This window comes from Streptomyces sp. NPDC005791 (genome assembly GCF_042871485.1).
GTDB lineage: Bacteria > Actinomycetota > Actinomycetes > Streptomycetales > Streptomycetaceae > Streptomyces.
Genome location: NZ_JBIAIP010000004.1, coordinates 20993 through 34538 on the forward strand (window position 1 = coordinate 20993; position 13546 = coordinate 34538).

General features: G+C 70.8%; 14 protein-coding genes and 4 tRNA genes. 7 read left to right on the forward strand and 11 right to left on the reverse strand.

Annotated features, from left to right (window positions below):
- Positions 1-79 precede the first annotated feature (79 nt).
- Together ACFYSH_RS09565 and ACFYSH_RS09570 are read left to right on the forward strand one after the other, a co-directional pair.
- The gene (locus ACFYSH_RS09565; RefSeq protein ID WP_359477376.1) at positions 80-238 is read left to right on the forward strand and encodes a hypothetical protein; all 159 of its coding nucleotides are present in this window, start codon (positions 80-82) and stop codon (positions 236-238) included.
- A 92-nt stretch (positions 239-330) separates the two neighbouring features.
- Complete coding sequence (locus tag ACFYSH_RS09570) at positions 331-552, forward strand: hypothetical protein (RefSeq protein ID WP_388751994.1); 222 nt, start codon at positions 331-333, stop codon at positions 550-552.
- Positions 553-605: 53 nt separating this feature from the next.
- Here the strand turns inward: ACFYSH_RS09570 and ACFYSH_RS09575 are convergent, their stop codons facing one another.
- The gene (locus ACFYSH_RS09575) at positions 606-1946 is read right to left on the reverse strand and encodes an ABC transporter substrate-binding protein (RefSeq protein ID WP_388751685.1); all 1341 of its coding nucleotides are present in this window, start codon (positions 1944-1946) and stop codon (positions 606-608) included.
- Positions 1947-2300: 354 nt separating this feature from the next.
- Here ACFYSH_RS09575 and ACFYSH_RS09580 point away from each other — a divergent pair, with 354 nt between their 5' ends.
- On the forward strand, positions 2301-2756 hold the full coding sequence (locus tag ACFYSH_RS09580; RefSeq protein WP_388751687.1) for a MarR family winged helix-turn-helix transcriptional regulator: 456 nt from the start codon (positions 2301-2303) through the stop codon (positions 2754-2756).
- Positions 2757-2849: 93 nt separating this feature from the next.
- On the opposite strand, the gene ACFYSH_RS09585 is transcribed toward ACFYSH_RS09580, so the two are convergent.
- The 8 genes from ACFYSH_RS09585 to ACFYSH_RS09620 all read right to left on the reverse strand — a co-directional run bounded on the left by ACFYSH_RS09585 (position 2850) and on the right by ACFYSH_RS09620 (position 9703).
- Positions 2850-3284, reverse strand: coding sequence for a VOC family protein (locus ACFYSH_RS09585; protein ID WP_359477367.1), 435 nt, complete (start codon positions 3282-3284; stop codon positions 2850-2852).
- A gap of 209 nt (positions 3285-3493) precedes the next feature.
- Positions 3494-3570 (reverse strand) — tRNA-Lys (locus tag ACFYSH_RS09590).
- A gap of 91 nt (positions 3571-3661) precedes the next feature.
- Positions 3662-5218 (reverse strand): amino acid permease, encoded by a 1557-nt coding sequence (locus ACFYSH_RS09595; RefSeq protein WP_359477364.1) that lies wholly within the window; start codon positions 5216-5218, stop codon positions 3662-3664.
- Positions 5219-5321: 103 nt separating this feature from the next.
- Positions 5322-7550 carry a DEAD/DEAH box helicase gene (locus ACFYSH_RS09600; protein ID WP_388751690.1) on the reverse strand — a complete coding sequence of 743 codons (2229 nt, stop codon included), beginning with the start codon at positions 7548-7550 and terminating at the stop codon, positions 5322-5324.
- Positions 7551-7790: 240 nt separating this feature from the next.
- Positions 7791-8357, reverse strand: a complete 567-nt coding sequence (locus ACFYSH_RS09605) for a hypothetical protein (RefSeq protein WP_359477358.1) — start codon at positions 8355-8357, stop codon at positions 7791-7793.
- 118 nt (positions 8358-8475) lie between these two features.
- Positions 8476-8859 carry a CrcB family protein gene (locus ACFYSH_RS09610; RefSeq protein WP_359477355.1) on the reverse strand — a complete coding sequence of 128 codons (384 nt, stop codon included), beginning with the start codon at positions 8857-8859 and terminating at the stop codon, positions 8476-8478.
- Positions 8856-9299 carry a fluoride efflux transporter CrcB gene (gene crcB, locus ACFYSH_RS09615; protein WP_359477412.1) on the reverse strand — a complete coding sequence of 148 codons (444 nt, stop codon included), beginning with the start codon at positions 9297-9299 and terminating at the stop codon, positions 8856-8858. The genes ACFYSH_RS09610 and crcB overlap by 4 nt, the downstream gene beginning before the upstream one ends.
- A gap of 50 nt (positions 9300-9349) precedes the next feature.
- Positions 9350-9703 (reverse strand): metallopeptidase family protein, encoded by a 354-nt coding sequence (locus tag ACFYSH_RS09620; RefSeq protein ID WP_015578045.1) that lies wholly within the window; start codon positions 9701-9703, stop codon positions 9350-9352.
- Between the two features lie 124 nt (positions 9704-9827).
- On the opposite strand from ACFYSH_RS09620, the gene ACFYSH_RS09625 reads away from it, so the two are divergent.
- The 4 genes from ACFYSH_RS09625 to ACFYSH_RS09640 all read left to right on the forward strand — a co-directional run bounded on the left by ACFYSH_RS09625 (position 9828) and on the right by ACFYSH_RS09640 (position 11723).
- Positions 9828-11357, forward strand: coding sequence for a metallophosphoesterase (locus ACFYSH_RS09625; RefSeq protein WP_388751692.1), 1530 nt, complete (start codon positions 9828-9830; stop codon positions 11355-11357).
- 80 nt (positions 11358-11437) lie between these two features.
- Positions 11438-11510: transfer RNA gene (locus ACFYSH_RS09630), tRNA-Glu, on the forward strand.
- A gap of 39 nt (positions 11511-11549) precedes the next feature.
- A tRNA-Asp gene (locus tag ACFYSH_RS09635) sits at positions 11550-11624 on the forward strand.
- A gap of 22 nt (positions 11625-11646) precedes the next feature.
- Positions 11647-11723 (forward strand) — tRNA-Phe (locus ACFYSH_RS09640).
- Between the two features lie 70 nt (positions 11724-11793).
- Here ACFYSH_RS09640 and ACFYSH_RS09645 read toward each other — a convergent pair.
- On the reverse strand, positions 11794-12639 hold the full coding sequence (locus ACFYSH_RS09645; protein ID WP_388751694.1) for a cytochrome c biogenesis CcdA family protein: 846 nt from the start codon (positions 12637-12639) through the stop codon (positions 11794-11796).
- Positions 12636-13397, reverse strand: a complete 762-nt coding sequence (locus ACFYSH_RS09650) for a DsbA family protein (protein ID WP_359477346.1) — start codon at positions 13395-13397, stop codon at positions 12636-12638. Before ACFYSH_RS09650 ends, ACFYSH_RS09645 begins: the two co-directional genes overlap by 4 nt.
- Positions 13398-13546 lie beyond the last annotated feature (149 nt).

The following is a 13546-nucleotide window of genomic DNA, read 5'->3' on the forward strand; positions in this document are numbered from 1 at the left end:
CCGGTCGGGACCAGTCCGGTATCTACCGCAGCGGCTCGGTCGCGGGGCACACCACTCACCTACGTACAGGACACCAGAGATGACCGACATGCCTGCCCGCACGATCCAGCGGCACTCCGACAGCGCGTCCGCGACGGCGGCCCCCGACGAGGGCTCCACGGCCCCGCGGCCCACGCCGCAGTACGCGAACCTGTTCATCGAGCCCGACCTTCCGCCGGTCCCCGACGAACACGAATGACCGGGCGGGAGGGGCCGCGCACCGGCCCGAGCGACCGGGCTCCGGTGAACGGCTTCCAGTGACCGGTCCGGCCGCACGGTCGTTGGGTGACCATGCGCATCCGTATCGGCGTGGTCGTCCTCGCAGTGGTCCTGCTGATCGCCGCGTTCCTTGCGAACATCCCGTCCCGTGCCGAGACCGAGGCGGCCTGCCGGAAGGCCCTCGACAACATGTCGACGTGGACCAACCGGCCGGACATCTGTCTGGACGTGTCCGCGGAGACCTACCGGACGTTCCTCCTGATGTACGCGTTGCGGGAAGAGGGCCTGGACTGACAGCGCCCACCGGACGCGAGCCGGGCCGGCGCAGGTGACCGGGCGGTGGCGCCTCAGCCCTGCTGCTCCTTCCATTCCGCCTGGGCTTCGTCGAGGTCCTCGGCGAGCGTGTTCAGGAAGTCCTCGGCGCTCGTCCTGCCGAGCAACACCTTCTGGAAGCCCGATTCGCTGTCGGCCTTGGACAGGGTGTTCCAGTCCGGCAGGTAGTAGGGCAGCTGGACGATCTTGGTGTCCCCGGAGAACAGCGCCTCGGCACCGAGTTGGGTGGTCTCGGCCTCGGCGAGCCAGGGATCCTCGGCGGCTTCCTTGTTGGCCGGGATCAGGCCTGCGGACTCACTGAATTTGGAGTTCGAGGCGTGGGACGCGGCGAACTCGATGAACTTCCAGGCCGCGGCCTTGTTCTCGGACGACTTGAGAAGGCCGAGGCCGGAGACCGGGTTGGAGACCATCACCCGGGTGCCGTCGGCACGTACGGGCTGGGGGATACCGCGGAACTTGTCGACGCCGAGTGCGCTCACATGGTCCTGGTAGGAGCCCAGGTTGTGGTTGAGCATCGCGATGCTGCCGGAGTCGAACTGGGCGACCATCTTCGTGAAGTCGTTGTTGAGATCGGCTTCCGGGGTGGCCTTCTTGTACAGGCCGACGTACTTCTCCAGCGCCGCGACGTTCTTCGGGTCGTTGACCGTGGTCCTCGTACCGGATTCGTCCCAGAAGGATTCGATGCCCGACTGCCCGTACATCGCGTCCAGCGCCTGGGCGATGGAGCCCGGGCCGCCGCGGATCGTGTAGCCGAACTGGTTCTTCCGCTTGTCCGTCAGCTTCGCCGCGGCCTCGTAGAACTCGTCCCAGGTGTCCGGCTCGCCCAGCCCGGCCTTCTCGAACAGGTCGGTGCGGTAGTAGAGGACGCCGTTGGTGGCGGAGATCGGCACCGTGTACATCTCGTCCCGGCCTGCCGCGCTCCGTACGTTCTCGATCATCGCCTCGTTGAGCTTGCCCTTGAGGGAACTCCCCTCGATCCGGTCGTCCAGCGGCTCCAGCGCGTCCTGCGCGGTGATTCCGGCGACCATCGCGGCCCCCACGCCACCGACGTCCGGCAGCCCGCCGCCCTGGATGGCGGTGTCGTACTTGGACTGGGCCTCCGTGGAGGCTATGCCCACGTACTGCACGTCGATGTCCGGGTTCGCCTTCTCGAAGTCGGTGATGATCTCCTTCCAGATCGCCGTGCGGACGCCGCCGTTCTCGTCCCAGAACACGATCTTCCCGGTGCCCGGGCCCTCGGCGCCCTCAGCCCCCGTCATCCCGCTTCCGTCGTCACCGCAGGCGGTGGCGGTGAGGGCCAGGGCGGAGACCAGGGATATCGCCGCGGCGAGACGTGCGGGTCGTGGCTTGATCATGGTCGGCTCTCTTCTCTGAGTGCTCACCTGCGCGGCGTTGGCCAGCGGGCCGCCGCAGCGTGAAGCCGTGGGGGGGGGAGGGGGACGGCTCTCATATCGCGTCTCATATATGACATACGAAGGCGACGCGAGAAACGTAAGTCGGGCCACACCCACGGTCAATGCCCGTGCAACGGAAAGTTCTCCACGCCGCCCACCCTCTACCGGCGGAGGCCTCTTGCCTCACGCACACTCATTGCATTAACCACATGACGTGGTCCATGCACTTCGGAGTGAACATACGATGACGTCAGGACGCTCAACGGCACGACGACACACCGGCCTCGCCCGGCAGGAAGCAGGAGGTGCCCGCGCATGAAAAGGGCAACGCAAGAGGTCGAGTACGAGCAGATGCTGCTCAGCCGGCACGGCCTGCTGAACCAGAGGAAGGGACGCCGCAAGGACGGTCTCCTGGAGCGCAGCGCGTACGTCCTGCTCAGCCGCATCCGCGTCCAGGGGCCGATGTCCGTCGGAGAGCTCAGCGAAGCCTTCGATCTGGACGTCTCCACGCTCAACCGGCAGACCGCCGCGGTCATGCGCGCCGGCTTCGTGGAGCGCATCCCCGACCCGGACGGGGGCATGGCCCGCAAGTTCCGCATCACCGAGGAGGGCGCGAAGACCCTCGACGCGGAACGCGAGGGCATGGTCAGCTCCCTGGAGCGCGTCATGGCCGACTGGTCCGAGGAGGACGTCTCCGCGTTCGCCGGCTACCTGCGGCGCTTCAACTCCGACATCGAACGCATCGGCGGCCGCCACTGGCCGCGCCCCTGAGCCACGCCGCGCGGAAGGGGCGCACGCTCAAGGTCCGCGACGGTGGCGGGCAGCCGCGCACGGCTCGTCGGGAGGCAGTGCGCGGGCGGCCGCTCAGTCGAGACAGAACTCGTTGCCCTCGATGTCCTGCATCACGAGGCACGACTCGTTCTCGTCATCGGCAACCAGCAGCCGCACGCGTACCGCGCCGAGCGGGATCAGTCGGGCGCACTCCGCCTCGAGTACGGCCAGGCGCTCCTCGCCCACGAGCCCGGTGCCGACCCGCACGTCGAGGTGCAGTCGGTTCTTGACGACCTTGCCCTCGGGCACGCGCTGGAAGAACAGTCGCGGGCCCGCCCCCGAGGGATCAACGCATGCGAACGCCGAACCCTGACGCTCCGGCGGTAGCGCGCGGTCGTAATCGCCCCACGTGGCGAACCCCTCCGGTGGCGGCGGTACGACGTACCCCAGCACCTCGCACCAGAACCGGGCTACACGCTCAGGGTTCGCGCAGTCGAAGGTGATCTGGACCTGCTTGATCGATGCCATCGGCCCACCGTAGAGGCGCGGAGCCCTCGCCGTCGCCCCCATTTACGTCCCTGAGCGGGTCGCGGGGCACGCGGTCGGCGTCACGCACGAAAGCCCCGGCCGTGCGGCCGGGGCTTCTGTGCGCGCTTCGGTGGAACATCTGCCTGCCCGCCAGGAACACGGACGAGAGGGGATCCCGGGCCAGAGGCAGGCTCTGACCTGGGGTCCAGTGGTAGGCCGTGTGGGACTCGAACCCACAACCAACGGATTAAAAGTCCGCTGCTCTGACCAATTGAGCTAACGGCCCGGGATGGATCACCCCCGAGCATAGCTTCCCCGGGCCCGGCAGCCGATCGGGTATCGGGGTGCCGGGCCCTGTCGTGCCCGTGCGGGCCGGTTCAGTCCGTGGTTTCGTCCGTGATCGTGCCCTTGTGATCCGGTGCGGGCGGCTTGAGGAACCAGTGGCGCGCGGACACCAGCCACCAGACGGCGGCGAAGCCCAGCACCACCAGGACGGCCAGCGGGGCGTAGTTGAAGCTCTCCCAGGTGACCGGGGACACCTGGGGCAGCATGAAGAGCACGGTGATCACCGCGACCCAGGACACCGCGACGACGCCGATGGGGCGGGACCACCGGCCGAGGTGCCAGGGGCCCCGGGCGAAGTCGTCGCCCCGCAGCAGTCTGAGCAGTGTGGGGATGACGTAGGCGATGTAGAGCCCGATCACCGCGATGGACGTCACGGCTGCGTACGCGGTGACGTTGATGAGGTACGGGAGGCCGAGGGCCAGGGCGCCGAGAGCGGCCAGCCAGACCGCCGCGACGGGCGTCCGGGTGCGAGGGCTGACCGTGTGCCAGACGCGGGAGAAGGGCAGCGCCCCGTCGCGTGAGAAGGCGTAGATCATGCGGCTGTTGGCGGTGACCGAGGCCATCCCGCAGAACAGCTGTGCGCCGATCACGACGAGCAGCAGGAGCTTGCCCGCGGTGGCCCCCAGAGCGTCCAGGAGGATCTGGGCGGGCGGTGCGCCCGTCGGGGAGTTCAGGGCGCCGTCGTACGACTGGATGGCGAAGGTGAAGCCCAACAGGAGCACGAAGCCGGCGATCCAGGACGTCCAGATGGACTGCACGATGCCGCGCGGCCCCGCCACGGCCGCGTCGCGGGTCTCCTCCGTCATGTGGGCCGAGGCGTCGTAGCCGGTGAAGGTGTACTGGGCCATCAGCAACCCGATCATCACGACGTAGAAGCCGCTGCCCCAGCCGGTGTTGTTGACGAACTCGGTGAAGACGTACGACGCCGACCGGTGCGAGTCCGGTACGAAGGTGAGCGCGCCGACGATGACGGCGACACCGACGACGTGCCACCAGACGCTGACGTTGTTGAGGACGGCGACGATACCGACGCCGAAGGTGTTCAGCAGCCCGTGCAGGATCAGGATCGCCGCGAAGAGCAGGATCGTACGGCCGGGTGTGACCTCGAAGCCGAACTGGAGGTTCAGGTACGCCCCGAGGAAGGACGCCGCCCCGAAGTCGATGCCGGCGGTGACGGCGACCTGGCCGAGCACGTTGAACCAGCCCGCGAACCAGGCCCACGCGGCGGCCGACCGCGGCGGGGCGAGGCGGTGGGCCCAGAAGTACAGGCCCGCGGACGTGGGGTACGCCGAACAGATCTCGGCCATCGCGAGGCCGACGAACAGCGTCATCAGCCCGACGCCGACCCACCCCCAGGTGATGACGGCGGGCCCGCCGGTGTTCATGCCGAACAGGTACAGCGTCAGGCAGCCGGAGAGCACCGAGATGATCGTGAACGAGACGGCGTAGTTGGAGAAGGCGGACATCCGGCGGGCGAGCACCTGGGTGTAGCCGAGTTCGGCGAGCCGTTCCTCGTCGGACAGGGCGGCCGGAGGGCTTCGCAGCGCGTCCGGTGGCGGCTCGGCGGCCACCGCTTCGTCGTTTGTCATGCCCCCAGCGATGCCCTGGAGAGCCCCCCGGAAACGCCCCGGGGCCCGTACGGCACCGAAGTGCTGTACGGGCCCCGGGGGCCGATCAGTGAGTCAGCCGGACTCAGCCGTTGCGCTTCCAGCGCGGCTTGTCGTCACGACGGCCGAAGGTGCCGGTGCCGGTACCCGTGCCGGTGCCACCGCGGTGGTCGTCGCGGCGGCCGGTCGGACGGTCGCCGCCACCGGAGCGGAAGCCGCCCGAGGGGCGGTCGTCACGACGGTCACGGTTGAACGGACGGTCGCTGCCACCGGCGCGGAAGCCACCGGACGGACGCTCGTCACGACGGTCACGGTTGAACGCGGGGCGGTCGTTGTCACGACGCTCGAAGGGGCGGCCACCACGGTCGTCACGGCGGTCGTCCCGGCGGTCGTTGCCACCGGAGCGGAAGCCACCGGACGGACGCTCGTCACGACGGTCACGGTTGAACGCGGGGCGGTCGTTGTCACGGCGCTCGAAGGGGCGGCCACCACGGTCGTCCCGACGGTCACCGCCACCGGAGCGGAAGCCACCGGACGGACGGTCGTTGCTGCCACGGAACGACGGGCGGTCGTTGCTGCCGCGGTAGCCGCTCCCACCGGAGGGACGGCCACTGCGCTCGCCGACACGGTCGTTGCCACCGCGGTATCCACCACGGTCGTCACGGCGGTCGCCGCCACGGTCGTCACGGCGGCCGTAGCTGCCCCGGTCGTCACGGCGGTCGTCACGCGCGGCCGGCTGCTCCGGCACGGACGCGGCGGCCACCAGCGCGGCCTCGGCCTCGGCGGCGGCCTCGGCCACCGCCGTCTCCGGGTCGTCGCCCCGCTCGCGGGCGGCACGGGCGACCAGACGGTCGGCCTCCTCGCGCAGCTCGACGGCACGGCGCTGGACGCGCTCCAGCTGCTTGGTGAGGTCGGCGGCCTCGCGCTCGGCCTGCTTGGCCGCGTTGGTCGCGGAGTCGGCCTGGACCTCGGTCAGGGAACGGGCGCCGGTGATCTCGGCGACCTCGGGCTCGAAGACGCCCGCGCCCTGCACGATGTGACGCGAGGCGTCGACGCCCGCGTCCTCCATGAGGCGGAAGATCTGACGACGCTGGTGCGGAAGCGCCAGCGAGACGACGACACCGGACTTGCCGGCACGGGCGGTACGGCCCGAGCGGTGCAGGTAGTCCTTGTGGTCGCCGGCCGGGTCCACGTTGAGGACGAGGTCGATGCCGTCGACGTGGATGCCGCGGGCGGCGACGTCGGTGGCGACCAGGGCGTTGACGTAGCCCTTCTTGAAGTCCTCGAGCACGCGGGTGCGGGCGCCCTGCGTCATGCCCCCGTGCAGCGCGTCGGCCTTCACGCCGGACTCGATGAGCTGCTCGGCGATGCGGTCGGCGCCCAGCTGGGTGCGGACGAAGATGATCGTGCGGCCCTTGCGGGCGGCGATCGCGGCCGTGACCGGCGCCTTGTCCTTCGGCTTCACGACGAGGACGTGGTGCGACATGGTCGAGACGTTGCCCTGGGCGCTGTCGACCTCGTGCGTGACCGGGTTGCTCAGGTAACGCTTGACGAGCGTGCCGATCTCGTTCTCCATCGTGGCGGAGAAGAGCATGCGCTGGCCGCCACCGGGGATCTGGTCGAGCAGCTCGGTGACCTCGGGCAGGAAGCCCAGGTCCGACATCTGGTCGGCCTCGTCGAGGACCGCGACCTGGACGTTCTCCAGGGAGCAGGCACCACGGTTGATGATGTCGCGCAGTCGGCCGGGGGTGGCGACGAGGACGTCGACACCGCGCTCCAGCGCGTAGATCTGGTTGCCCATCGACGTACCGCCGCAGACGACCTTCATCTTCAGGCCGAGCACGTCGCCGTAGGGCTGCAGCGCGTCCGCGACCTGCATCGCGAGCTCACGGGTCGGCGTGAGGATGATCGCGCGGGGCTTCTTCTTCTCGGTGTGACCGCCGGCCAGCGTGGCCAGGGTCGGCAGACCGAAGGAGAGCGTCTTGCCGGAGCCGGTGCGGCCACGGCCCAGGATGTCCTTGCCGGCCAGGGCGTCCGGGATGGTCGCGGCCTGGATCGGGAAGGGAGCCGTCACGCCGTTCTGCGCGAGCTTGCGGACGATGCCCTCGGGCAGTCCGAGCGAGGCGAACGTGATGCCCGGCTCGGCGTCCTCGGCGGGGGTCTCCGCGACGGGGGCGTCCTCGGCCGGGATCTCGGCAGCGGGGGTCTCGGCGACGGGGGTCTCCGCGACGGGGGCCTCCGAAGCCGGTGCCTGGGCCACTACGGCCTCGGCTGCCTCGACGACCTCGATGCTCTCGACGACGTTCTCGGACATGACGGTGTTGTCAGAACTGGAAATTGACATGCGAAATGCGAAACCTTCCGGAGTCTCGGCACGCGCCCGTAACTCCGTGTTTTCGCAATGTCGACCGCCTCAATGCGGTCCAGCCACGGCAAGGGAGAGTACGCGCCACACGGCGCTCTTCTGTGTCGGCGCCGGGCATAGGATCAAACGATCTACTACCATACGCACCCTCCCCCCATTCGTGCAAACCGGCCCCGGTCACGACCCGGCTCACACCGGCGCGACCTGCGGTGATGCCCGTGGAATGGGCGATGCCTCGACCCACTCCGGCGGCCCCAGCGCGTCCGTTCGGAACTGCGCGGCCGGTGAGGCCGAGGGCTGCTCCTCCGGGGGTGGCGGCGGGGACTCCGGCTCCGGTGAGGGCGGTGGCTCCTCAGGAGTGACCGGCGGTGGCGGCGGATCGGCCGGAACCGGCACGCTGGGCTCCGGGACCGGCAGCGGGCCGCCCAGAGTCGGTCCCGGGGTGCCGGGGACGTCGGGAGCCGGACGGGCCTTCGCGGGGCCGGCCGACGGGGCGCGGCCCGAAACCTTGGCGTCCGGCTTGCGTGAGGCGCCGCGGTCGGACTGCGCCTCGGCACGGCCACCCCCGGAACCGATCCGTCCGGTACCGGACACGGTGCCGCCGTCCGGCCGGGCCGACTCCCCCTTCGGATCGGCGGAACGTGAAGGGGCCGGCTTCCCGGCGTCGTCGTCACCGACGCTCACACAACCTGTGGACGCGGCGATCGTCAGCGCGGTGACGGCGGCCCAGCGGACACGGACGGACAACTGGCGCACGGGGTGGCACCTCCGTGGAGGAGAGGAACAGCGGGACGGGGAGCGATGTGTCCAACTCCCCCGCCCCCACCGGGGACACGCCCGGACACAACTCCCGCACACGCGCCGGACGCCCACGTCACCCCCCGGAGTCCGCGAAGCCTCCCGCCAGCTCCACCCCGAGGAACACCGCCCCGAGCCCCACGAACAGGGACGCCACCACATTGGCCCCGGCCAGGAAGCCGCGGCCCGTCTCGGCCAGCCGCAGGGTCTCGTACGAGAACGTCGAGTACGTCGTCAGCGCCCCGCACAGGCCCGTGCCCAGCAGGGCGTACACAGGTGTGGACACCGTGGCCCCCGTGAGCACCCCGAGCAGCAGGCTGCCCGCCGCGTTGGCGGTGAAGGTCCCCCACGGGAACACGTACGGCAGCCCGGCGCCGTGCCGCGCCTGCACCGCACGGTCCGTCAGATAACGCAGCGGCGCCCCGACGGCGCCCCCGAGGACGACCAGCAGCCAGTTCACGTCCGGCGCCCCCGTCCGTCCACCAGCGCGCGGGTGAGCACGGCCGCCCCCCACACCGCGCCGAGCGCGGCCACGGCCGTCGCCACCGCGTACGCCATGGCCGTCACCGCCTGTTGACGGGCCAGCAGCTTCGACACATCCGCGGCGTACGTCGAGAAGGTGGTGAACCCGCCGAGCACCCCGACCCCCAGGAACGGCCGCACCAGCGGGTGCGTGACCGTGCCCCGCTCCGCCACCAGCACCATCAGTACGCCGATCAGGGCGCAGCCCGTCACGTTCACGGCGAAGACCGTCCAGGGGAACGCCCCCTCGGCGGCGGGCCACGCCGGCGAGGCCGCGTAGCGGGCCGAGGCCCCCAGGGCGCCGCCCGCCGCGATCACCGCCAGGACCCGCCACCGGCCGGCCCCGGCGGTCTCGGCGCGCTGCGCCGGTACGGACAGATCGACGTCGGGGTCGATGGCGGGACGGCCGGGCGGCGGATCCTGGGTGCTCACCCGTACCCCAGCTCGTGCAGACGCTCGTCGTCGATGCCGAAGTGGTGGGCGATCTCGTGGACCACGGTGATCTCGGTCTCGGCGACCACGTCCTCGCGGGTCTCGCACATCCGTAGCGTCGGCCCCCGGTAGATGGTGATCCGGTCCGGCAGGACGCCCGCGTACCACTCACCGCGCTCGGTGAGCGGGGTGCCCTCGTAGAGTCCGAGCAGTTCCCGGTCCTCCGGGTCCTCCGGTTCCTCCTCGACGAACACCGCGACGTTGTCCATCAGCCGCATCAGCTCCGGCGGGACCCGGTCAAGAGCCAGGCTCACCAGCTCTTCGAACTCCTCGCGCGTCATCTCCAGCACCCCGCCATTGTCACGTACGCCGGGCCGGAACGGGCGGGCCGGGCCCGCCCGGGCGGGCACCCGCCCGGCCCACAGCGCGTCACCCGCCCGCATGTCCGCCGCCCGATCGGGGCATACGCGCCCAATGGCACGCCCGTTCCACGCCGCAGCCGCCCACGTCCGCCGCCTCCGCCGCTCGCGCGTCACCGCCCCCGCCGGGGGGCTCGCACCCGCCCCTCACCCCTGGATGCGCGCGTCCGGTCTGCTGGCCGTGGTCGTGCTGGGCGCCTGGCTCGGGCTGCTGGTCGTCGGCAGTGTGCGCACGCCGGTGGGGCCCGTGGACACCACGATGACCCTGCGGCCGTCGGTGAGCGGCGGCACCAAGATCGACGTGTCGCCGCTCGGCGCCCTGCACCTGGACTCCCACCGCGCCCCGGTCCGCCTGGACGTGGACGTCGACCAGCTGGACCCGGAGCGCTCGCAGGCACTGGTCAAGCACCCCGAACGCCTCGCCGGTCTCCAGGACGAGGTCGCCGGCGACGTCGCCTCCGGCACCCGGGAGCTGGCCGTCCGCTCCTGTGTGGCCGTGGTCTCCGGTGCCACCGCCCTCGGCCTGGTCGTCTACCGCCGTCCTCGCCGCGCGCTGGCCGCCGGGGGCCTCGCCCTGGTGCTGCTGGCCGCCTCGGGGGTCGGCGCGTACGCCACCTGGAACCCGAAGTCCGTCCTGGAGCCGAGATTCTCCGGGCTGCTCTCCAGCGCCCCCTCGGTCGTCGGCGACGCCCGTTCGATCGTCACGGAGTTCGACGTCTACCAGCAGGAGCTGGCCCGGCTCGTCACCAACGTCACCAAGCTGTACGACGCCACGTCCACCCTCCCCGTGTACCAGCCGGACCCGGCGACCATCCGGGTGCTGCACGTGTCCGACATCCACCTCAACCCCGCCGCCTGGCACATCATCGGCTCGCTCGTCGAGCAGTACGAGATCGACGTGATCATCGACTCCGGCGACACGATGGACCACGGCACGGCCGCGGAGAACGGCTTCCTGGACCCCGTCCGCGACCTCGGCGCGCCGTACGTCTGGGTGCGGGGCAACCACGACTCCGAGGCGACCCAGGCCCATCTGAGGAAGACCAGGAACGCGCACGTCCTGGACCAGGGCAGCGCGGTGGACGTGGCAGGGCTGCGGATCGCCGGCACCGGTGATCCGCAGTTCACCCCGGACCGCACGCGCCCCACCGGCGGCAAGGCGTCCGAGCAGCTCGCGGGCATGCGACTCGCCTCGGCCCTGCGCGACCAGAAGCGGGCGGGCACCCCGGTCGACATCGCGGTGGCCCACGACCCGAACGCCGCCCGGGAGACGGACGGCACGGTTCCGCTGGTCCTGGCCGGCCATGTGCACCACCGGGTGAACGAACTGCTGCCCCTGGGTACGCGGCTGAAGGTCGAGGGCTCCACGGGCGGCGGCGGACTGCGCGCCGTGCAGAACGAGAAGCCGGAGAAGGTGCGCGCCTCGGTGCTCTACCTCGACCGGCCGACCCGGCATCTGCAGGCCTGGGACGAGATCACCCTCGGTGGTCTCGGGCTGACGACGGCCGAGGTCAGCCGCCACCTTCCGGAGGAGAACCTGAAGAGTCCGTCCCCCTCTCCACCCCCTTCGACGACCTCCCCGTAAAGCGTTTTGGCGATACCTCCTGCCATCACATATGCTTCTCACGTCCCCGACGCGCTGGAAAGCGCGCAGGTGGGCCCTTAGCCCTCATCGTCTAGTGGCCCAGGACGCCGCCCTTTCAAGGCGGTAGCACGGGTTCGAATCCCGTTGGGGGCACGCTTTACGGTGTGCGAGACTTGTCTCGCACATTAGCTAGGTCCTGTGGAGCAGTTTGGAGTGCTCGCCACCCTGTCAAGGTGGAGGCCGCGGGTTCAAATCCCGTCAGGACCGCTGCAGCCCGTACGAGCTGCGTGGCTGGGTAGCTCAGTTGGTACGAGCGATCGCCTGAAAAGCGATAGGTCGCCGGTTCGATCCCGGCCCCAGCCACCACCCGAAGGCCCCGTCCCATGGACGGGGCCTTCGTCGTCGTCCGGACACCCTTGTCCGGACGACGTCACGGTCAGGCCGCTTCCTCTTCCTTCCGTCCGGAGCGTCGCCGCCACACCTGCGCCCCGAGGATCAGCAGCCCCACGGCCGCCACGGCCCCCAGGGCCAGGACGTCCGGCACCCGCTCACCGAGGCGCTGAGCCCACTGCTCCACGGCGAACGAGTCGTCCACGTCCAGGAGTCCGGGCAGTGCGGTCGTCCCGTCGTACGCGAAGAAGAGCACCCCGAGGCCGACGAAGAAGAGGCCGGAGAGCAGCGAGGTGCTGTGCAGTTCGAAGCGGCCGGCACGCAGCGGCCTGCCGCGCAGCCAGGCCCGGCGGCCGAGGTCGAGGCGTTCCCAGAGCAGGGCGAGCACGAACAGCGGAACGGCCATGCCCAGCGCGTAGACCGCCAGCAGCAGTCCGCCGTAGACGGGGCTGCCGCTGACGGCCGCCACCGTGAGGACACTGCCGAGGATCGGGCCCGCGCAGAAGCCCGCCAGCCCGTAGACCCCACCCAGGGCGTAGACGGAGAGGGCGGTCGTGGGTCTGATCCGGCCGCTGAGAGCGACGATCCGCCGGGAGGCGAAGCCCAGCCCGACGATCTGGGCGAGGCCGAGGCCGATGATCAGCCAGCCCGCACCGAGGACGAGGGCGTCACGGTGCCCGTGGAAGAGGCGTGCGGCGTACGAGCCGACGGCGCCGAGCGGGACGAGGGTGGTGGCGAGACCGGCGTAGAAGATGCCCGTACGCGCCAGCAGCCGTGAGGCGGAGTCGACGGAGTACGCGAAGAACGCGGGCAGCAGCAGGGCGCTGCACGGGCTGACGAGTGCCAGCAGCCCGCCGAGAAGGGCGGCGAAGTAACCGAGGTCCGGCGTCACTTCGCGGGGTCCCCGGCGCTTGTGACGTTCGCTTCCTCCTCCGCCGCGGCCTCGATGGCCTCGGTGAAGACGGCCATGGGCTGGGCTCCGGCCAGGGGGCGGCCGTTGATCAGGAAGGACGGGGTGGACGTGGCACCGATCCCGTAGGCCTGCTCCTGGTCCTCGGCGACCGCTTCCGCAGCCGCCGGACTGTCCGTGTCGTGTGCGAAGCGGTCGAGGTCCTTCACTCCGGCCTGCTGGGCGAGGGCCCTGAGACGGTCCTTGCCGAAACCCTTCTCCTTGGCGCCCTCGGCATAGGCGGCCCGGTGGAAGGCCCAGAAGCGGTCCTGCCGCCCGGCCGCCCAGGAGGCGCGGGCGGCGGCCTCGGATTCCTTCCCGAAGATCGGGAAGTTGCGCCACTCGATGCGCAGGGTGCCGTCGTCGACGTACTTCTTGACCAGTTCGGGTTCGGTGTCCCGGGCGAACTTCCCGCAGTAGCCGCACGTGAAGTCGGCGTACTCGATGAGGACGACGGGGGCGTCGGTACGGCCCCGGGCCAGCTTGTCGCCGGCGTCGCGCCGGGCGAGTCCCGCCAGTTCCCGGTGGACGTCGGAGTCCGGCCCGGCGGTCGTGGCGGCGACCGGGGCGTCGGTGGCGGAGCTGTCCGGTGCGGTCGCCCGGTAGGAGACGAAGCCGAGCAGCCCGGCGGCGAGTACGACGGCGAGGCCGAAAAGCATCGGCTTCTTCCCGGAGGGCGAGAGGCGGGGTGGCGTGGGCATACGGCGCTCCGTGCGGGGGTGCGAGCGGGCAGTGCGGTGTGCAGGGCGGGGCCGCCCCGGGCGGGGAACGGGTGATCAGCTGACCGGAATGGTACGGGCTGTGATCCCGTCCTCCCGTTCTGTCACCGACACCGCGGCACGCCCTGGCG